The sequence below is a fragment of the Enterobacter cloacae complex sp. 2022EL-00788 genome, assembly GCF_026627565.1.
GTDB lineage: Bacteria > Pseudomonadota > Gammaproteobacteria > Enterobacterales > Enterobacteriaceae > Enterobacter > Enterobacter pasteurii.
Window position 1 is genome coordinate 504,302 of record NZ_JAPNMC010000001.1, and the last position, 20,895, is coordinate 525,196.

General features: G+C 55.9%; 15 protein-coding genes and 1 other RNA gene. 6 read left to right on the forward strand and 10 right to left on the reverse strand.

What is annotated here, in order from left to right; translation table 11 throughout:
- Window positions 1–2: 2 nt before the first annotated feature.
- The 4 genes from OWK27_RS02405 to OWK27_RS02420 all read right to left on the reverse strand — a co-directional run bounded on the left by OWK27_RS02405 (window position 3) and on the right by OWK27_RS02420 (window position 4,807).
- Window positions 3–962, reverse strand: a complete 960-nt coding sequence (locus tag OWK27_RS02405; RefSeq protein WP_267589742.1) for a fimbrial protein — start codon at window positions 960–962, stop codon at window positions 3–5.
- A gap of 9 nt (window positions 963–971) precedes the next feature.
- On the reverse strand, window positions 972–3,488 hold the full coding sequence (locus OWK27_RS02410) for a fimbria/pilus outer membrane usher protein (RefSeq protein WP_420712927.1): 2,517 nt from the start codon (window positions 3,486–3,488) through the stop codon (window positions 972–974).
- Window positions 3,489–3,524: 36 nt separating this feature from the next.
- Window positions 3,525–4,214 (reverse strand): molecular chaperone, encoded by a 690-nt coding sequence (locus OWK27_RS02415; RefSeq protein WP_267589743.1) that lies wholly within the window; start codon window positions 4,212–4,214, stop codon window positions 3,525–3,527.
- A gap of 62 nt (window positions 4,215–4,276) precedes the next feature.
- Entirely contained in the window at window positions 4,277–4,807 is a 531-nt protein-coding gene (locus OWK27_RS02420; protein ID WP_176610546.1) for a fimbrial protein, read from the reverse strand.
- 354 nt (window positions 4,808–5,161) lie between these two features.
- On the opposite strand from OWK27_RS02420, the gene OWK27_RS02425 reads away from it, so the two are divergent.
- Window positions 5,162–5,821, forward strand: coding sequence for a winged helix-turn-helix transcriptional regulator (locus OWK27_RS02425; protein WP_267589744.1), 660 nt, complete (start codon window positions 5,162–5,164; stop codon window positions 5,819–5,821).
- 77 nt (window positions 5,822–5,898) lie between these two features.
- Entirely contained in the window at window positions 5,899–6,528 is a 630-nt protein-coding gene (locus OWK27_RS02430; RefSeq protein WP_267589745.1) for a helix-turn-helix domain-containing protein, read from the forward strand.
- A gap of 45 nt (window positions 6,529–6,573) precedes the next feature.
- Here the strand turns inward: OWK27_RS02430 and OWK27_RS02435 are convergent, their stop codons facing one another.
- The 3 genes from OWK27_RS02435 to OWK27_RS02445 all read right to left on the reverse strand — a co-directional run bounded on the left by OWK27_RS02435 (window position 6,574) and on the right by OWK27_RS02445 (window position 10,317).
- Complete coding sequence (locus OWK27_RS02435) at window positions 6,574–6,768, reverse strand: YdiH family protein (RefSeq protein ID WP_148419009.1); 195 nt, start codon at window positions 6,766–6,768, stop codon at window positions 6,574–6,576.
- An 85-nt stretch (window positions 6,769–6,853) separates the two neighbouring features.
- The gene (gene menI, locus OWK27_RS02440; protein ID WP_148419010.1) at window positions 6,854–7,264 is read right to left on the reverse strand and encodes a 1,4-dihydroxy-2-naphthoyl-CoA hydrolase; all 411 of its coding nucleotides are present in this window, start codon (window positions 7,262–7,264) and stop codon (window positions 6,854–6,856) included.
- Window positions 7,261–10,317, reverse strand: a complete 3,057-nt coding sequence (locus OWK27_RS02445) for an FAD-binding and (Fe-S)-binding domain-containing protein (protein ID WP_267589746.1) — start codon at window positions 10,315–10,317, stop codon at window positions 7,261–7,263. The genes menI and OWK27_RS02445 overlap by 4 nt, the downstream gene beginning before the upstream one ends.
- A 197-nt stretch (window positions 10,318–10,514) precedes the next feature.
- Here OWK27_RS02445 and ydiK point away from each other — a divergent pair, with 197 nt between their 5' ends.
- Together ydiK and rprA are read left to right on the forward strand one after the other, a co-directional pair.
- Window positions 10,515–11,630 carry an AI-2E family transporter YdiK gene (gene ydiK / locus OWK27_RS02450; RefSeq protein WP_148419014.1) on the forward strand — a complete coding sequence of 372 codons (1,116 nt, stop codon included), beginning with the start codon at window positions 10,515–10,517 and terminating at the stop codon, window positions 11,628–11,630.
- 206 nt (window positions 11,631–11,836) lie between these two features.
- An RNA gene (rprA, locus tag OWK27_RS02455) (antisense sRNA RprA) lies at window positions 11,837–11,944 on the forward strand.
- 11 nt (window positions 11,945–11,955) lie between these two features.
- On the opposite strand, the gene OWK27_RS02460 is transcribed toward rprA, so the two are convergent.
- The 3 genes from OWK27_RS02460 to ppsA form a co-directional block, all read right to left on the reverse strand.
- Window positions 11,956–14,331 carry a glycoside hydrolase family 3 N-terminal domain-containing protein gene (locus tag OWK27_RS02460; protein ID WP_267589747.1) on the reverse strand — a complete coding sequence of 792 codons (2,376 nt, stop codon included), beginning with the start codon at window positions 14,329–14,331 and terminating at the stop codon, window positions 11,956–11,958.
- Between the two features lie 3 nt (window positions 14,332–14,334).
- Entirely contained in the window at window positions 14,335–15,735 is a 1,401-nt protein-coding gene (locus OWK27_RS02465) for an MFS transporter (protein WP_193356235.1), read from the reverse strand.
- Between the two features lie 234 nt (window positions 15,736–15,969).
- Entirely contained in the window at window positions 15,970–18,348 is a 2,379-nt protein-coding gene (gene ppsA, locus OWK27_RS02470; protein ID WP_267589748.1) for a phosphoenolpyruvate synthase, read from the reverse strand.
- Window positions 18,349–18,683: 335 nt separating this feature from the next.
- On the opposite strand from ppsA, the gene ppsR reads away from it, so the two are divergent.
- Window positions 18,684–19,517 (forward strand): posphoenolpyruvate synthetase regulatory kinase/phosphorylase PpsR, encoded by an 834-nt coding sequence (ppsR, locus tag OWK27_RS02475; RefSeq protein ID WP_023620693.1) that lies wholly within the window; start codon window positions 18,684–18,686, stop codon window positions 19,515–19,517.
- Window positions 19,518–19,668: 151 nt separating this feature from the next.
- On the forward strand, window positions 19,669–20,715 hold the full coding sequence (gene aroH, locus OWK27_RS02480) for a 3-deoxy-7-phosphoheptulonate synthase AroH (RefSeq protein ID WP_176610554.1): 1,047 nt from the start codon (window positions 19,669–19,671) through the stop codon (window positions 20,713–20,715).
- Window positions 20,716–20,895: the final 180 nt, after the last annotated feature.

Sequence of the window (20,895 nt, forward strand, 5' to 3'; positions counted from 1 at the left end):
CATTACTGGTACGTTAAATCAAGGGTTGCTGATGCGTTAGCTTTACCGGTAGTAACAGTAGGCTGAGTCTGATAATAACGTGCGGTTACAGGAAAGGTTTCCTGACCACCAGCAGATCGTTTCAGAACAATTCGGCTGTTTAACTCTAGCGGGGCCCCATTGTATAATAATTGCACGCCGACACCTTTCGCCACATCCACATTCCCCTGTCCAGTCAAGGCTAATACGCTTCTGGCACCTGCGTCAGGGTTTTGCGTGCCCTGTAACATGACGTTGATATTAGCGTTGGTGTCGCAATCAAGGCCTAAATTCTGCGTATTTTGCGCGCCAGATGGAACTGTACCTACCGTACTTCCAAAACTCGCTGCTGAAATATCGCCTAAAGGAAAACTTAAATCAGGCGTTTTGATTGAACACGCTAGTTGAGTCACATGATTACCTGTAAAGTTGACCGTTAACGATTGAATTCCATCATCTCCATATGCCTTTGCCAGTAATCCAGAACCGATCGCGCCTGAGGTGATTTCGCCCGTCTTTATTAAAGTGACTTCCAGCGGAGCAACAACCGTGACTGTCGGTGATGATACTGAATACTGTCTGATTTTTGAAAAATACCAACCTGCAGACGTAAACCTCAAGCCGATCCCAACGCCGGGGACATTCGTATTATAATAGTTAGGTATTGTCGAAGGATTACTAAACTTAATCATCTCATACGTTATCGTCCCCGTGCCTGTACAATAATCGATATCACCCGTCCCATTGGTAATAAAACTACTTATCACGGTTCCTGCTGGCGCGTCACGTTGAACGTATACCGCGGGCTGCTGTATGTTAAACGGTTGCGCTGGTTCAAATCCCTCTCCCTGATAGTTACAGTCTGCTTCAACAGGCACAGAACATAACCATAAGAATGAAGGAATAAATCGCCAACGCAGCCTATGTTTATTTTGATAACACATTATTCGTCCTCAACTACAATTAAAAGCAACGACAGAAATAGCGGTAAATTTATCTTTTTCATTGATTCTGTAGTTGACCCGACATTGCTCTGAATCTTCATTACCCCATTTCACCAACAACGTTCCGTTTGGGCTCAATCCAGTCAAATAAACCTGGCCTTTATCCCCTACGATAAAACTGCTCTCGCTATTTGCGGCAGTCGCGATAGCGCCAAACGGTACAGGCTCTCCACCGCGGTGATGAAGCGTCATCAACACCCGCATACCCACTTTTGCTACATAATCCGCTCTTACCACCGCACCACGGGTCGGTATCACTGTCTTATTGGTCAGCTCCAGCTCCACGTCATCCGGGAGCGTATCGGTTCTCAGCGCCACGTCGTTCTTACGGTACGGCGTCAGGTTGCTCACTGCTGTGTACCCACGCCAGTCGGTTTTTGCCCCGCTCTGATTCTGGATACTCACCCCTACCGCCCCGGGTGCTTTCACCAGCACACTGGTCTCACCCAGCGGTTGCGAGAAGGTAACCCCGTCGGCGTGGGCAATTAATCCACCCTGTAATCCATAGTTCAGACGATCGCTACCCTTGTCATAACCGTAGCCAGCATAGGCCTCACCATAGGTGCCTTTGAAATCAACGCTGGCGTTACCGGTATAGCCCACGGCATCGGTTCCATGGCCTTGCTGCACGTTCCAGCTGAGAGCGTTGTTCTCAAGCGCAGTGCCGTTCAGTCCAACGCTGTGCGTAGTGCCGTTGTTCTTGCTGGCGTTTATGCTGTAGTTAACCCACGTGCGCGGCAGGAAAGCCTCTAATGGAATGCTTACGTTCAATGCAATCTGCCGATCTTTGCCGTAGCGGGTTGTACGGCTGTAGCTGTCGGTACTGCCATTTTTACTAAAGGTATAGGTGATTCCGTAGTTCACGCTCTGCCAGGCGTTGTTATACCCGGCGCCGTAAGACGCAATGGTTTTATCTGAATTCCAGTAATCTTCACGTACAGCGCTAAGCGTAAGCGCCCCCAGGTTCTGACCAATATTCTGGCTCATCGTCAGCTCAGCGCGGTTGCGACGGCGATTCTGTAATGCGCTATTGTCACTATAGTTATCCAGGACTTCCTGCATGCCGTAGTAGCCGCTGGTTGAATAGCGGTAGCCAGCAATGGCGAAATGGGTTCCCGTCCCGACAAAGTTCTTGCTGTAGCGAATACGCCAGGACTGCCCGCTGTTTCTCTGCATGTTCTGTGATGTTGACCACGCCTGGGTTACATCCGTTGAGAAGGCACCAAAGTCGCCCAGGTTTTTACCCATACCGGCAGCCAGAGAATGATATTTACTCGCTTCCTGGAGACCGCCGTACAGGGTCAGGCCAAACGGCAAGCCGTAGATCCCGGTCAACTGGCTGAACAGGGTTTGATCTGCATCGTTGTCAGAGGAGCGGTACTGGCCTCCGGTTATAGCAAACTTGAAGCGCCCCTCTCGCTGTAGTACCGGCAATGAAGCAAAGGCCACGCTGAAGCGCTGCTCGCTGCCGTCACTTTCTTTCACGGTGACATCGAGATCGCCCGCACTTCCAGTTGGATAGATGTCAGTAATTTCGAAGGCCCCGGGAGCCACGTCGCTCTGGTAAATCTGATAGCCATTCTGGTGAATGATCACCTGTGCATTGGTACGCGCAATACCGCGCACCACTGGGGCATAGCCTTTCAATGAGTCCGGCATCATGTCGTCGTCAGAGGCAAGCTGCACGCCGCGAAAGGGAATACTGTCATACACGTCCGCCTGAGAGGCACCGTCCCCGGTTGTGAGCTGCGCTTTTAGTGGAACGATCGCCCGCTGAGCGTAGACGTAGACATTGTCCCATTTTCGGTTTCCGTTGCTATCGCGGATCCAGGTGGCATAGTTGCGGATCCGCCATGAACCGACGTTAATCCCGGAACGCAGGTTGGCGTACAGGCTGTTAGCGTTGCTGCCATGTCCCCAGTTATTCGAGCCGCTTAGGCTGTAGTTAAGCAGCGCAGCGGCGATCCCTTCATCCCACATTTCTGGCGGCACGTATCCGCGTGCCTGCGCTGACAGCGCCGCCTGTGGAATACCGATCGCCAGTTGCTGTGCACTGAAAACGAGCTCGGTGGAAGCCTGAGGGATCGCCGATAGCTTCGCACATTCCCCCCCCGAAGCCAGATCGGGAAATAGTCCGGTTCTAATTCCCCAGCTGTTGAGCTGTGCCACGCTCAGGCAGGGCTGCAAAGTCGTCTCGCCTTCTGCATTTTTTACCGCGTCGAATTTGATCTCACGCGTATCGACAATCTGCCCGCCGATAAGAACATCAACCCGATACGTGCCGGGCAACTGGGAGCCGGACTCAAACGCAGAGAGGTCAGCCCCCTTCATGCCTGGATTATCAAGCACAATCAACTCCGGGTTAAAATATTCATTTGCATAAGCAGCTGAAGCGAGCGCAGTAGCGATTAAACAAGCAAGGGCCGCCAGTTTAAATAAAACTGCCTGCTTATTAAGCTTATTCACCACGTTGCTCCATCCGGACGAAATATAGGTGTTCTGTCACAGCGCCTTTGAAAGGCTGGCGTTATGTGCCTTTCCGACACCACCGTAATCGTTTATAATTTTGAAGGTTACCGTTTCACCGGTAATGCCTTTCGGCAAATCAAATCGCGCGCTAGCCCCTGGAAGCACATAGGTTACGTCCTCAAGCTTTTTACCATTGATGCTGATTTCATTGAAATTCATGACTACCTTCGTCGGGTTAATTACCTGAATCTGACTCCCGCTACGCCGCCAGGTTAAATTATCTGCGAGCTCATCTGGAATGACACCTTTCAGCGCAGCTGGACGGTAAATGAGCTTAATGCGTGTTTTCACCGCTAATTGCAGCGCGTTATTTTTTCGCGACGCAGCAGGAATAGATTTAATGTTTAGCCAGTAAAGTGACTCTTTATCATGAGCAACTGAACCCGCTAATACGATACGCTCCACGTTCTGCTGCCCTTTATCAAGGCGATACAGCGGTGGCGTAATAATAAAAGGCGTTTTCTCAGCGCTCCCATTTTGCGATTCCACCCACGACTGAATTAAATAAGGCGATGAGTCCGGGTTAGTGACGCTAACAGAAGATTCCTTTTTATTGCCATCATAAACGACACGCGTCCCTCCAATTATCACGCCAGCATTTACCTCTGAGATACCGACAGAAAGAAACACGCAGGCAACGACAGTTTTACTCAGAAAATGCATTTTATTCCTCAATAACGAAGGGGCCGAACAGACCGGCCCCCCAAGGCTTCCGTCAGGAAAAATCAGTTATAGACGACGGAGAAATTAGCCACAGAATTTGCGGGGCCAGCCGTTACCGCTGACGCCGTTGAAACGTACTGAGCGTAAAAGTTCAGCGTATTGTCAGCCGTGCTGCTGAGCGCGTAGGTATAGCCGTTGCTGCCGTGTAACGGCAGGTCGGCTTTGTCTGCCGTCATCAGGTTAATCGCCACCCCTGTTGCCGCGCCCGCCAGGGAGGTATCCACCGCCAGCAGGCTGGAATTGGTTAGATCCGGCGTACCGTCAAAACGTACTTTTGCACTGTTGACCGTCACCGGGCAGTTTTTCAAAATAATATTGAACTGTGTCGCCGCCGTTCTGGCACCCGCTGCCGAGAATTCCGTTTTATTATAATCGCCCAATACCACTACCTGATTCTGCGATGCCACATCGACGTCGCAGGCGGAATCCAGAATATTACCGTTGAAATTAACGGTGCCGGCCGCGGCGAAAACGTTGGTCATGCTCAGTAAAGAACCTGCCGCAAACATTGCCATCATCAAATTTTTATTCATAGTGCTCTGTCCTGTGTCGCTTTTATTGACCACTTATATTCAGGCAAAAAACATAATGCCCGTCGATGAGTTAAAATTTATACAACTCTATTTCGGCGCACAATCAATTTTAAGGTCTAGCTGTAGACCTCCGTTTAACAAAAACAAAACACATTCATGCAGAAATAACGTAAGATTCTTTTCCCCGGTCTACTTTTAGACTTGAGTTAAAAGATTTTATAATTCAATAAATTAATTCTGGAATACGGCCGAGTCTATAATTAGACCCGCTGAAAACGTTCCCTGACTTACTGTTTTTTAAGATAATTCTCTATACCGATCAAAAAATGATCGCACCAGTGAGTGAGGTCTCTTATGAACACCCGAATCGCGCCTGAGTCGGTCAAGGAAATATCGACGGTGGCTGGCGCTAAACCTGTTAAGCACATTGAAAAAATCATCGACAGCGTATTTCTCCATGCGGAACGACGCATTATGGCTAAAGGGGACGTTATTCATTATTACTCCGGCGAGATCCGCCTGTGCTTTTTGCTGTTACACGGCAGCGTTGCGCTGCACCGTCGCGGTGACGGCATCGTGTTAAATTCTGAATCAGCGCCATTTATTCTCGGCGTAAGCAGCCAGTTTTCTTCAGAACACCTGTACGTCCGGGCGCTGGAAACGTCCGAAGTGGCCAGCGTTTCGCTGGAGCGCTTTAACAGCGTGGTGGCGCAGCAAAATTTGTGGGAGCCTTTCTCGAACCTGCTGATCTATACCGCATCGCGCGTCTATGAGCATTGCGCCCAGATATCGCAGATGTCGGCCTACGACATTATCCGCTTTCAGCTCGTCGAGCTGATGCAGGAGCCGGAGGCAATAAGACAGAGTATTACCGCTGCGGCCTATATCAAAAGCCGGACCTACCTGTCGCGCAGCGGCATTATGCGGATCCTGGCGGAGCTGCGGACGGGAAAATACATCACCATGGAGCGTGGCGTGCTGGTAGCGATCCATCACTTACCCCGCAGGTACTGACGCGCTATTTATATCTGGTGAAGGCGTAAAAGAAGAGCGACACTATAGAGAGTTCAGTCTTTTTCCAGGTTTACGCTATGTTGTCTGATAAGCCATCGCATCGCGGATCTCCCTATGCAGAGGAGCTCATTTCTCACTTACGGCCGCACTGCACCCTGCACAAATCCGGGCCCGGCGAGCAGTTCGATCTCCAGGTCAACGGCCAGAGCATGTGTTATTTGATCCTTGAGGGAACAGTCGCGGTATACAGAAGAAGCGACAATATGATGCTGTCGACGGCCCGCAGCCCCGCCCTTTTTGGCCTCGCAAACCTGACTGACGTCTATTTCAACGATTATCTTCGCACGGTGACGCCCTGCCTGATCGGCGTGCTCACAACCGAGCGGGTGGCTGAAATCATCAAAGAGAACGCGCTATGGGGGCTGCTCTCTAACCAGCTGATGTTCGTCTATAACCGCCTCTACCACAACGTTATGCCGAAAGGCGCGCCCACGGCCTACGAGATGATTCGCCAGCAGCTGATGAAGCTGATGGAGGAAGACGACAGCTACCGGCGCAGCGTGCCGGCAGAGAGGTATATCAGAGATAAAACCCAGCTGTCCCGAAGCGGCGTGATGCGCATTCTGGCCGACCTGAAAACGGGCGGATACATCGAAATGGAAGAAGGCAGGCTCATTAAAATCAACAAACTTCCCGCCAGATACTGAATGGCAGAGACAAAAAAGGCCGCTTCGCGGCCTTTTCTTCAGTGCTTAATGGACGTGAACGCCCAACCGCCAGGCAAAGTAGATCTCTTCTTTCAGCTCGTTTGAAGAGAGCGCCAGCAGGTCCGTAAACTCCAGCTCAAGCTGTTTCAGCTTTTTCAGGTACTGTGCCGGAGACAGGTTGCTGTTATCGCGACGTAAATATTCAATTGCCAGCCGTGTTGGGGTTATTTCAGTATCCATGATGTCCTCGCTTATGTATAAAACGCAACCAGTATATCACAACCAGGTGGCTAATTTTTGACCAAAAGCAAGACATCTGGAAACTTTACACAACTGCCGTCGTTAGCCTGGACGAACAGCACAGCCGCTCCTGCTCATCCAGAATATCAATCTGCCACACCTGATGACGGCTTCCGGCGTGCAGCGCGCGGCAGACGCCGCGTACGCGCCCGCTGCGAACGGAGCGGATATGGTTGGCATTAACCTCCAGACCTACCACCTTCTGCTCCCCTTCCGTACACAGATAGCCCGCGACCGACCCCAGCGTTTCGGCCAGCACGACGGACGCGCCGCCGTGCAACAGGCCAAACGGTTGATGGGTTCGGCTGTCTACCGGCATCGTCGCTTCCAGCTCGTCGTCGCCAATGCGCGTGAAGCGGATGTCCAGCAAACCGACCATGTTCTCCGCGCCCATGGCGTTTAAGGCTTCCAGCGTGACCGCACGTTTCCAGATCATCCCATTATCTCCAGTAAAGCCTGCAACGGATGGCGTACGCCGTTACCCTCCACGCGTTTGACCTGACTGCGGCAGGAATACCCCGTCGCCAGACAGCGGTTGCGCGGCAGGCGCTGCATCGCCTGATGCCAGGACAGCTCATAAATACCGAGCGAGCTGGCGTGGTTTTTCACTTCATGCCCGTAGGTTCCGGCCATACCGCAGCAGCCCACGCTGACGCTTTCCAGCTTCGCGCCAAAGCGGGCAAAGATGGACGCCCACTGGGCAGGCGCCGTCGGCAGCGCGGTAACTTCGGTACAGTGCCCAAACAGATACCAGGGTTCACCGCTGGCTTCCTGAGGCGCCGTTTGTTCCAGCACCCCAGGCAGCCATTCGTGCACCAGCAGGACGTGAAAATCACCGCGCCTGTCGCCGAGCGTCTGCCTGTACTCATCCCGGTAACAGAGCACCAGCGCCGGATCGACCCCAACCATCGGCATGCCGAGCTGCGCCACGCGGTTCAGGAAGTCAGAGGTCTTGCGCGCGGTCTTCGCAAAGCGGGTCAGGAAGCCCTTAATGTGCTGCGCCTTGCCGTTCGGTGAGAACGGCAGCACGACCGGCTGATAGCCGATTTTTTCGGCCAGGCGGACGAAATCGGCCACCACCTGCGCGTCGTAATAGCTGGTAAACGGATCCTGCACCACCAGCACTACCTTCGCCTTCTGCTCCGGGCTTAACGCTTCCAGCTGTTCCAGGGTCATGTTCGCCGAGCGGTGTCCCACCAGCCGACGCTGCAACGATGGCGTTGACAGCAGCGGCAGATCCACCATGCCGATATGTTTTTCAGAGACCCTGCGCACCAGCGGCTGATTGATAAAGAAATTAAAGGTCTTCGGCGCGCGCGCCATTATCGGCGCGTAGCTCTCCACCGTCGCCACCAGATGATCGCGCATCGGGCGCAGATAGCGCGTGTGGTACAGCTGGAGGAAGCGCGAACGGAACTCCGGCACGTCAATTTTAATCGGACACTGTGTCGAGCAAGCCTTGCACGCCAGGCAGCCGGACATCGCCTCTTTCACTTCGTGCGAGAAATCGTATTCGCCTTTATTCGCATGCCAGCTGTTGCGGGTGCGTTCGATAAGCCCGCGCAGGCTGGCGCGTTTTTCCGGCAGCTCCTGCTCCAGCCTGAGCGGATCGATGCCGCGATCGGCCAGCAGGCGCAGCCATTCGCGCACCAGCGTCGCACGCCCTTTCGGGGAGTGGATACGGTTGCTGGTGATTTTCATTGACGGACACATCGGGCTTTTCACATCGAAGTTGAAGCACAGCCCGTTGCCGTTACACTCCATTGCGCCGCGCCAGGAGGAGCGGACCGCAATCGGGATCTGGCGGTCATAGGTACCGCGCTTAACGGCGTCTACCTGCAGCATGGGCGCATCAAGGCCCTCCGGCGGGCAAATCTTACCCGGATTGAGGCGGTTATCCGGGTCGAACGCGGCTTTAACCTTGCGCAGCTCGGCGTAGAGCTGCTCGCCAAAGAACGCCGGGCTGTACTCGGCGCGGAATCCCTTGCCGTGCTCGCCCCACAACAAACCGCCGTATTTTGCGGTGAGGGCAACCACCTCGTCGGAGATCTCCTTCATCAGGATCTCCTGCTGCGGATCGCACATGTCCAGCGCCGGGCGTACGTGCAGCACGCCGGCGTCAACGTGTCCGAACATGCCGTAGCTCAGGCCATGGCCGTCGAGCAGGGCCCGGAACTCCACGATGTAATCCGCAAGGTGCTCCGGCGGCACGCAGGTATCTTCCGCAAACGGAATCGGCTTGGCCGCGCCTTTGGCGTTGCCGAGCAGCCCCACCGCCTTTTTACGCATCGCGTAGATACGCTCAATGCCGGAGAGATCGTTACACAGCTGCCAGCCAATGACGCCGCCTTCGCCCTGAGCAATCAGCTCGTCCAGACGCTGGCAGAGGGTATTTACCTGGCTCTCGATGAGCTCTGCGTCATCGCCGGCAAATTCGACGATGTTCAGGCCAAGCATCTCTTTATCCGGCACGTCGGTAATCAGTTCGCTCACCGAATGCCAGACGATATCTTCCCGCGCCAGATTCAGCACTTTTGAATCGACGGTTTCCACCGACAGCGCCCGCGCCTCCACCATAAACGGCGCGTTGCGCAGGGCCGAGTCAAAGGAGTTGTATTTGACGTTTACCAGGCGGCGCACCTTCGGCAACGGGGTGATGTCCAGCCGCGCTTCGGTGATAAAGGCCAGCGTGCCTTCTGAACCGGTCAGCACGCGGGTGAGATCGAACTGGCTGAGGTCGTCATTAAAGACGTGACGCAGGTCGTAGCCCGTCAGGAAGCGGTTGAGCTTAGGGAATTTTTCGAGGATCAGCTCGCGATTATCGCGGCAGCGCTCCAGCACGGTGCGATAAATGCGCCCGCTGGTGGTGCTCTCGTTTGCCAGCGTTTCGGCCAGCTCGACCGGCATCGGCCGGGTGTCGAGAATATCGCCCCCCAGCAGCACCGCCCGCACGCCCATGACGTGATCGGAGGTTTTACCGTAGACCAGCGAGCCCTGCCCGGAGGCATCGGTATTGATCATCCCGCCAATCGTCGCGCGGTTACTGGTGGACAGCTCCGGGGCAAAAAAATAGCCATACGGTTTTAAGAACTGATTCAGCCGATCTTTGATTACCCCCGCCTCCACGCGCACCCACCCCTCTTCAGGGTTGATCTCAATGATGCGGTTCATATAGCGGGACATATCGATGATGATGCCCTGATTCAGCGCCTGCCCATTGGTGCCCGTACCGCCGCCGCGAGGGGTAAAGACCAGAGTCGCGAAGCGCTCCTGGGACGCCAGGCGGGCGATGAGCGCCACATCGGCGGTAGAGCGCGGGAAAACGACGGCATCGGGAAGAAGCTGGTAGATACTGTTATCGGTCGCCATCGTCAGCCTGTCGGCGTAGCTGGTGGCGGTATCACCTGTAAAACCCTGTTGCTCCAGTGCCTGCAAAAAATTAAGCACCAGCTGAACGACGCCAGGTGCCTGAGAAATCTGTGGGATCATTACTGTCGACCCTAATTAGAGTGGTGGGAATCGTTTGCGTTGTATCACAACTTTTTATCACATTTTTTTCTTATACGCTCAGCAGAATTACAGGCAGAATTCGCCTGTCAAAAATCGCTGAGATCATTAATGATTAAAGAGATGCGGTTTACGTTCCCGCCAGCCAGGCTGGCGTTCTTTTAAGGAAAGTTTTATTTATGGTCAACCTTCGCCAGCCCAGGGATGTTGCGCAAATTTTACTGTCGGTGCTGTTCCTGGCCCTCATGATTATTGCGTGTCTGTGGATTGTTCGGCCTTTCGTGCTCGGCTTTGCATGGGCCGCTACCGTGGTCGTCGCCACCTGGCCTTTACTCTTACGTTTGCAGAAGCTGCTGTTTGGTCGTCGCGGCCTCGCCGTGCTGGTGATGACGCTGCTGCTGTTCCTGCTGTTTATCATTCCCGTTGCGCTGCTGGTGAACAGCCTGGTTGATACCAGCGGCCCGGTCATTCGCGCGGTCACCAGCGGGGACATGACGCTGCCCGATCTCGCGTGGCTGAACAGCATTCCTGTGGTGGGCGCGAAGCTGTACAGCGGCTGGCACGGCCTGCTCGAGATGGGCGGCAGCGCCCTGATGGCGAAAGTGCGTCCGTACATCGGCACGACCACCACCTGGTTTGTGGGTCAGGCCGCCCACGTTGGCCGCTTTATGATGCACTGTGCGCTGATGCTGGTCTTTAGCGCCCTGCTCTACTGGCGCGGCGAGCAGGTTGCGCTGGGCGTGCGTCATTTCGCCACCCGACTGGCGGGTAAACGCGGCGACGCGGCGGTGCTGCTGGCCGCGCAGGCCGTGCGCGCGGTTGCGCTGGGCGTGGTGGTGACGGCGCTGGTGCAGGCGGTGCTGGGCGGTATCGGTCTGGCGATTTCCGGCGTGCCGTACGCCACGCTTTTCACCGTCATCATGCTGATGACCTGCCTCGCGCAGCTTGGCCCGCTGCTGGTGCTGGTCCCCAGCATCATCTGGCTTTACTGGACGGGTGACACCACGTGGGGCACGGTGCTGCTGGTCTGGAGCTGCGTGGTGGGCACCATGGATAACGTCATCCGTCCGCTTCTCATCCGCATGGGGGCCGACCTGCCGCTGATCCTGATCCTGTCCGGGGTTATCGGGGGGTTAATTGCCTTCGGCATGATTGGCCTGTTCATCGGCCCGGTTCTGCTCGCGGTGACGTGGCGACTCTTCTCCGCCTGGGTGCATGAGGTGCCGCCGCCGGGAACCGATCCGGACGTCATCTTAAGCGAACTTGAAGAGCTGGAAGACAAGAACGCGCAGTAAGGGTTTTGCCGGGCGGTATTGTGCCACCCGGCCTACACACTTCGCCATAATACTTAAACGACGCTAAACTATTTAATCTCTGCGCACTGGTCAGACCCGCCTTTTCGCGCCTGATAGCGCCGTTATCCTCAAGAAATCTTTACCTCTCTTTAACTATTGAGACGAATCCGATCGACTCAAAAAGTTGCCATGCCTACTATTAGGACACGGTTATAAATCAACACCTTGATTTATAAGCATGGAAATCCCCTGAGTGAAACAACGAATTGCTGTGTGTAGTCTTTGCCCATCTCCCACGATGGGCTTTTTTTTATCCTTTTTACGTTCAGGCGCGCGTGATATCGCAGCGGCTGAGCATCTGCCACTCGTCCGCCAGCTCCCGCGTCTCCCCGGTCACCTGCACCGTCACCACCTCGCGAATATCCGCTGAGGATGCGCCAACCTGTAGCTCAAACTCCCCGGGCTCGACGATTCGCTTCCCGTCACGGCGCGTGAAGTTGAACATCTCTACGGGCAGGGTAAACGTCAGCGTGGCGGTTTCTCCCGGTGAAAGCGTGACGCGCTGGAAGGCCTTAAGCTCCTGAAGCGGGCGAACCTGCGTGGCGACCTTATCGCGCACATACACCTGCACCACTTCGCTGCCGCTGCGCTCGCCGGTATTGGTGATATCCACGCTTAGCGTCACCTCTGCGCCAACGGGGACGCGGCTTTCCGCCAGGCGCGCCGCTCCCCAGCGGAACCGCGTCCAGCCGAGGCCGAAGCCAAACGGGTAGCGCGCGCCGAAATGGAACGCAAACGGCGTGCCGCCGCTTTTGAGCTTGTGGTTGTAGTAATACGGCATCGCGCCGGCGCTTTTCGGTACGCTCACCACCAGCCTGCCCTGCGGTTCGGCGCGCCCGGTCAGCACATCGGCAATCGCCCATCCCCCTTCCTGCCCCGGCGCCCAGGCCATCATCAGCGCGGCTACCTTATCCTCCAGCCCCTGGAGGTTATAGGGACGTCCGCCGGTCATGACGACGATCACCGGTTTGCCGGTTGCCACCAGCGCGTCAAGCAGCAGCTGCTGCACGCCCGGGAGGTTTAGCGAATCCGTATCCGAGCCTTCCCCCACGGTGCCGCTCTGGAATAGCCCGGCGAGATCGCCGACGCAGGCTATCACCACGTCACTCTCTTTTGCCGCGCTTACGGCCTCGGGGATCAGGTCCGTGCGTCGGGAAACCGGCGATTGCTGCATCGGTTTACCGCCGCTGTCGCCCGGAAATACCGGCGCCCCCGCCATCCGTTTTTCGATAATGTGACACCCTTTCGCGTAACGAACCTGCGATGCGCCAAGATACTGCTCCAGCGCCGCGCGCGGCGTCGTTACCTGTGAGGTCTCTTCAACCATATCGCTGATGATCAGGTGAACCGGGAAGCTGTAGCCGCTCAGCAGCGCCAGCGGATCGTCTGCCGTTGGCCCCACCACCGCTACCCGCGGTTTTCCGCTGAGCGGCAAAATGCCGTTATTTTCCAGCAGCGTTATTGATGCGGTGGCAACGTCACGCGCCACCCGTCGGGTCGCCTCGTTCTGCAAATCGATACCGTCTTCATCGGCGTACGGGTTTTCAAACAGCCCGAGGCGGAATTTTTCACCCAGCACCCGCGCCACAATCTCGTCCACCTTATCCATTGAGATCAGCCCGCGCTCTAGCGCCTCCGCCAGATGGCGCGCGCAGTCATCCTTCGGCAGTTCCACATCCAGCCCGGCGTTGAAGGCCAGCGCCGCCGATTCCGCCGGATCGTGAGAAATGCCGTGGTGCTGGTGCAGCAGGCTCACTCCGCCGTAGTCCGCCACGATAATGCCGTCGAAGCCCCACCGTTCGCGCAGCACGGTAGTCAGCAGGAAGTGGTCGCTGTGCCCGGGCTGATTATCAATATCGTGATAGGCAGGCATCACCGAACCGGCGTTTGCCAGCTTAACCGCCATTTCAAACGGCAGCAGGAAGGTATCATTGAGTTCGCTAAAGCCGAGATGGACCGGCGCGTGGTTGCGCGCCCCTTCGCTGAAGGAGTGGCCGACGTAGTGTTTCAGGGTCGCGAGCAGATCGCGCTTATCGCCCTGCAGGCCTTTTACGTACGCCGTGGCCATTACGCCGACCAGCCACGGATCTTCACCGAAGGTCTCCTCCGTGCGCCCCCAGCGCACGTCGCGGGAGACGTCCAGCACCGGGGCCAGCCCCTGCTGACAGCCGACGGAACGGGCCTCTTTGCCAATCTGCTCCGCCGCGCACTGCACCAGCGCCGGATCCCATGTTGAACCGTAGTTCAGCGAGGACGGAAACAGCGTCGCCCCTTTGCACAGCAGCCCCACCAGGCACTCCTCGTGAAACAGCGCCGGAATGCCGAGCCGCGTCTCTTCCATCATCATTCGCTGCAGGCGATTGGCGGCACGCACGCCGGTTTTCGCATCCACAATGTGCGTCCCGAGCGGACGGGTGATCTGACCCACGCCCAGCTTCAGCCTTTCGCCAAGCGAAGCCTGTTCGCTTACGCCTGCAAACTCGTCGCTTAAGTCGCTGCGCTCGCGGTGGTTGCCGCTTTCGTCAAGGATCAGCCAGTACGCGTGCATCTGGGCAAATTTCTCTTCCGGCGTCATGCGCGCCAGTAAATCGGCGACGCGCTCGTGTACGGGACGTCCCGCGTCCTTGTAGATCACAGTCATGGTTTACTCCTGTAGTGCGGATTGGGTTGCCGGGCTGGGCTGCCCTGCATCGTTTCGAATGTCGCGCCTGCTGGCCAGCTCACGGGCAATGGAATCCACCAGCCTGCTGTTGAGTTTGTAGACGGCAAGGAGCGCCACCATGCAGAGGAACAGCGCGCAGGGGATCAGGGTGAACAGCGCGTTGATGGTGGCGAGCACGTGGGGCGCCTGGTTTGCCTGCCCCGGCGCGTAGTCCACCATGCCGAGCACCCAGCCGACCACGGCACCGCCCAGCGCCAGGCCAAACTTGATGGCAAACAGTGCGGTAGAAAAGACCAGCCCGTCCAGACGGCGGCCGCTACGATGCTCTTCGTAATCCACCACGTCTGAGAACATGGTCCATTGCAGCGGCGTGGTCAGGTTCTGAATAAAGCTAAAGACAATATTCAGTCCGAATATCAGCCACACCTGAGAAGGGGGAATGAAGAAAATCAGTGCGCCAAAAATAACGAAGGAAATAATGGTCCACTGGTAGGCGCGAACGCGATCAAATTTCCCCAGCAGGCGCTCCGATAATAATGCCCCGCTTAGGGAGGCCACCATGCCGGAAACAATAAAGGCAAAGACCAGCTCCGGGCGCAGCAGAACATAGTTAACGTAATACATCGTGGCGGAGCCGCGCGTCACGACGGCGGTTAACAGTAAAATATTAAATACAAAAACAATTCGCCACTGGCTGTTACCGGCCAGCAGTTTTAAATCCGTCAGCATCGAGCCGGAGGTATCATTACGCGGCGAGTAACGCTCCCGGGTCATAAAGAAGCAGCAGAAGAATAAAACAATGCCCAGCAGCCCCATCAGGCTCATGGCATAGAAATAGCCTTTCTGCACGTTGCCCTGACCTAATAAAGAGACCAGCGGCAGCGCGATAACCGTCACAATCAGCCCGCCGATAAACGACAGGCCAAAGCGCCAGGATTGCAGCGAATGGCGCTCGCGCGGGTCGAGCGTCAGCGCGCCGGGCATAGCGCAATAGGGCACGTTAATCGCGGAGTAGATTAGGCTCAGGATGGCGTACGTTACGCAGGCGTAGACAATTTTTGCCGTATCCCCGGCATCCGGCACATAGAAGGTAATAAGGCAGCTTACGCCAAACGGAATGGCAAACCACAGCAGCCAGGGGCGAAAACGGCCGTGGCGGGTCTGCGTCCGATCCACCAGCGCGCCAATACAGGGATCAACAAAGGCATCGACCACGCGCACCACTAAAAACATGGTGCCCATAATGGCCGCCGGTAAACCGAATACGTCCGTATAGAAATAAGCGAGAAATAACGTTGCCGTTTGCCAGACCAGCGCGCTGGCCATATCACCTAAGCCATAACCTATTTTATCTTTGGTACGCAGTACAGAGGAGATTGTCATTGTTATTTGCCTTTTTATCAGGTTAAAACGTATTTCAACCAGTTGCATATCGTCCCGAAGGCGGTACGCGGTAAGGCTCAAGTATTAGCAACGCATTGCTCGCTAACAATTGTCTAAATTAACAGATAAATTATGATATTTGGTTTTTTGTATTATTTGTGATGGTGAGCATATTCGCAGGAAAATAAAAAAGGCGAGGACATATATCCTCGCCTTATTCAGGTTAAGAAGGCCTTACTTGTTCAGCTCTGCCAGGCTCAGCCAGGTCTGCACCACGGTGTCCGGGTTCAGGGAGAGGCTATCGATCCCCTCTTCCATCAGCCAGGCCGCAAAGTCCTCATGGTCGGATGGGCCCTGACCGCAGATGCCCACGTATTTACCCTGCTTCTTCGCCGCGCGAATCGCCATGGAGAGCAGCGCCTTCACCGCCTCGTTACGCTCGTCGAACAGCTCAGAGACCACGCCGGAGTCGCGGTCCAGGCCGAGCGCCAGTTGCGTCATGTCGTTCGAGCCAATGGAGAAGCCGTCGAAGTGCTCCAGGAACTGCTCGGCCAGCAGGGCGTTAGACGGAATTTCACACATCATGATGATCTTCAGCCCGTTCTCGCCGCGCTTCAGCCCCTGACGCGCCAGCTCGTCCACCACCGCTTTCGCCTGTTCCACGGTACGCACGAACGGGACCATGATCTCCACGTTGGTCAGCCCCATGTCGTTGCGCACGCGCTTCACCGCCTCGCACTCCAGCGCGAAGCAGTCGCGGAAGCTTTCCGACACGTAACGGCCTGCCCCGCGGAAGCCGAGCATCGGGTTCTCTTCTTCCGGCTCGTAGCGCTCGCCGCCCACCAGGTTAGCGTATTCGTTGGACTTAAAGTCCGACAGACGCACGATCACGCGTTTCGGATAGAAGGCCGCGCCGAGGGTGGCGATCCCTTCCGTCAGGCGACCGACATAAAACTCTTTCGGCGAGTCGTAGCCCTTCATCATCTCGCGGATTTCGTTTTGCAGCTTCGCGTCCTGGTCGTCGAACTCCAGCAGCGCGCGCGGGTGCACCCCGATCATGCGGTTGATGATAAATTCCAGACGCGCCAGGCCTACGCCTTCGTTCGGCAGGCAGGCAAAGTCAAACGCGCGGTCCGGGTTACCCACGTTCATCATGATCTTCAGCGGCAGATCCGGCATGGTGTCCACGCTTGAGCTTTTCACGCTGAAGTCGAGAATATCGGCGTACACGTAGCCGGTATCGCCCTCCGCGCAGGACACCGTAACCTTCTGGTCATCCTTCATGCGTTCGGTGGCATCACCACAGCCGACCACCGCCGGGATCCCCAGCTCGCGGGCGATGATAGCCGCGTGGCAGGTACGGCCACCGCGGTTGGTAACGATAGCGGCCGCCTTCTTCATGATCGGTTCCCAGTCCGGGTCGGTCATGTCGGTGACCAGCACGTCGCCGGGCTGGATACGGTTCATTTCGCTGATGTCGTGGATCACCTTCACCGGACCGGCACCAATGCGATGTCCGATAGCGCGACCTTCGGCCACGATTTTACCCTGCGAATGAAGCGTGTAGCGCTCCATTACCTGACCGCGTGAACGGACGGTTTCCGGGCGCGCCTGCACGATAAACAGCTTGCCGGTGTTACCGTCTTTCGCCCACTCGATGTCCATCGGACGGCCGTAGTGTTTTTCAATCTGCACCGCCTGCTTCGCCAGTTCTTCTACTTCGGCGTCGGTCAGGGAGAAGCGATCGCGCTGCTCCTGCGGCACATCTTCAATTTTCACCTGCTTGCCATGCTCCTGGGTAGGGGCATAGATCATGCGGATTTTTTTCGAGCCCATGGTACGGCGCACCACCGCCGGACGATTGGCCGCCAGCGTCGGTTTATGCACGTAAAATTCGTCAGGGTTCACGGCCCCCTGCACCACCATCTCGCCCAGGCCCCACGCGGAGGTGATAAACACCACCTGGTCGAAGCCGGATTCCGTATCGATGGAGAACATCACGCCGGAGGAGCCCACGTCGGAGCGCACCATGCGCTGAACGCCGGCAGAGAGCGCAACGCCGCGATGGTCATAGCCCTGATGCACGCGATAGGAGATGGCGCGGTCGTTAAACAGCGAGGCAAAGACGTGCTTCACCGCCACCAGCACCGCATCATAGCCCTGGACGTTGAGGAACGTTTCCTGCTGCCCGGCGAATGAGGCATCCGGCATATCCTCCGCGGTGGCGGAAGAGCGCACGGCAAAGGAGGCCTGCGCATCGTCAGCGGAGAGCTGGTTGTACGCGTCGTGAATGGCTTTTTCCAGTTCCGGCTGGAAAGGTGTGTCGATAATCCACTGGCGGATTTGCGCACCGGCTTTGGCAAGCTCGGTTACGTCATCAATATCCGTTTTATCCAGCAGGTCGTAAATGCGCTGGTTTACACCGCTCTGGTCTAAAAACAGGTTAAACGCGTCGGCGGTTGTGGCAAACCCGTTAGGTACGGAGACACCCATACCAGACAGATTTGTAATCATTTCACCCAGGGAGGCATTTTTGCCCCCAACTCTGTCTACATCATTCATGCCGAGTTGGTTATACCAAAGCACCAGCGGTGACGAGCCATTGTTGGACATCGAAACAATCCTTTTGTGATATTTGATCGGAGTAAGAAACACCTGACTACGTATTTATACTGGCATAATTATTTCCGCTAAAAAAACGGTGAATCGTGTAAGCAATTTAAATTTTCAACTTTTCGGACACTTTCCCTGCACTCGCTAACCCGATGATTCCTATAGATTCCGCCAAAAACCATAGAAATAAAGCCGCTATTCAGGAAATGAAATCCACTTTTCAGGAAAATCAAAAACACCATTTCATTTTAAATTCGGATAAGTTCTTTGCTGTGCAATTAACTTTTTTAATTTATGCTTTCAGGCAATTACGTACGCTATTCAGGGTGGATAAAATGGATAATGCTGTCGATCGCCACGTTTTTTATATTTCTGATGGGACGGCGATCACCGCCGAGGTGCTGGGACACGCGGTGATGTCGCAATTCCCGGTGTCGATAAACAGCATCACGCTGCCGTTTGTGGAAAACGAGAGCCGGGCCAGGGCGGTGAAGGACCAGATTGACGCCATTTACCAGCAGACCGGCGTTCGCCCGCTGGTGTTCTACTCCATCGTGATTCCCGAGATCCGCAACATCATTCTGCAAAGCGAAGGCTTCTGTCAGGATATCGTGCAGGCGCTGGTTGCGCCGCTGCAAAGCGAGCTGAAGCTCGACCCGACGCCAATTGCCCACCGTACCCACGGGCTGAACCCCGGAAACCTGACCAAGTACGATGCCCGGATTGCCGCCATTGACTACACCCTGGCGCACGACGACGGGATCTCGCTGCGTAATCTGGATCAGGCGCAGGTCATTTTGCTCGGCGTGTCGCGCTGCGGTAAAACGCCTACCAGCCTCTACCTGGCGATGCAGTTTGGCATTCGCGCCGCTAACTACCCCTTTATTGCCGATGACATGGACAACCTGGTGCTGCCCGCCGCGCTCAAGCCGCTCCAGCACAAGCTGTTTGGCCTGACCATCAACCCGGAACGGCTGGCGGCGATCCGCGAGGAGCGCCGGGAGAACAGCCGCTACGCGTCGATGCGCCAGTGTCGAATGGAGGTCTCCGAAGTGGAAGCGCTGTACCGGAAAAATCAGATCCCGTGGCTGAACAGCACCAACTATTCGGTAGAAGAAATTGCCACCAAGATCCTCGATATTATGGGCCTGAATCGCCGCATGTACTAATATGCTAGTACATTAATCCAGTTTCAGTTATTATGCTGCTTATTCCCGGGGCGGCGCGCCCCGAACTTGAAATCAGCAGGGATTGGTTTAAGGTGATGCCCATCACTTCCCGGTAGTCTGCCGATGAAGCAAAAAATTTCTGAGACATTCCATGAACAAAACCGACGAACTGCGCACTGCGCGCATTGATAGCCTGGTCACACCGGCTGAACTGGCCCGGCTGCACCCCGTCTCCGCAGAGGTTGCGGAGCACGTGACGGCCTCCCGTCGCCGTATCGAAAAAATCCTCAATGGTGAAGACAAGCGTCTCCTGGTCGTGATTGGCCCCTGCTCCATTCACGATCTGGATGCGGCAGTCGATTATGCCAAACGCCTTCAGGCGCTGCGTGAGAAGTATCAGGATCGCCTTGAGATCGTAATGCGCACCTACTTTGAAAAACCGCGAACCGTCGTGGGCTGGAAAGGGTTAATTTCCGATCCCGATCTTAACGGCAGCTATCGGGTGAACCACGGGATTGCCCTGGCGCGCAGGCTGCTGCTGCAGGTCAACGAGCTGGGCGTGCCGACCGCCACCGAATTTCTGGATATGGTGACCGGGCAGTTTATCGCCGACCTCATCAGCTGGGGCGCGATTGGCGCCCGCACGACCGAAAGCCAGATCCACCGTGAAATGGCATCGGCTCTCTCCTGCCCGGTGGGCTTCAAGAACGGTACCGACGGCAACACCCGTATCGCGGTTGATGCGATCCGCGCGGCGCGCGCCAGCCATATGTTCCTCTCGCCGGACAAAAACGGTCAGATGACCATCTACCAGACCAGCGGCAACCCGTACGGGCACATCATCATGCGCGGGGGTAAAAAACCGAATTACCACGCGCAGGATATCGCCGCCGCCTGCGAAACGCTGGCTGAATTTGACCTGCCGGAGCACCTGGTAGTGGATTTCAGCCACGGCAACTGCCAGAAACAGCACCGCCGCCAGCTGGACGTCTGCGATGAGATCTGCCAGCAGATCCGCAGCGGCTCGACCGCCATTGCGGGGATTATGGCGGAGAGCTTTATCAAGGAAGGCACCCAGAAGATCGTGGCCGGTCAGCAGATGGTGTACGGCCAGTCGATTACCGACCCGTGCCTGAGCTGGGAAGACAGCGAGCTGCTGCTGGAGAAGCTGGCTGCGGCGGTTGATTCTCGATTTTAAACCCTTGCCGGGTGGCGGCTATGCTTAACACCCTTCTCCCTCTCCCCGTGGGAGTGTACGGTCCGGGGACATAGTGAACACTTGTTCGGGGACATGGTAGACACTTACAACTAAGGCATAAGAACCCGTTTATGGAGTCGCTTATGCCCTGGGATGCGAGAGATACCATGTCATTACGTA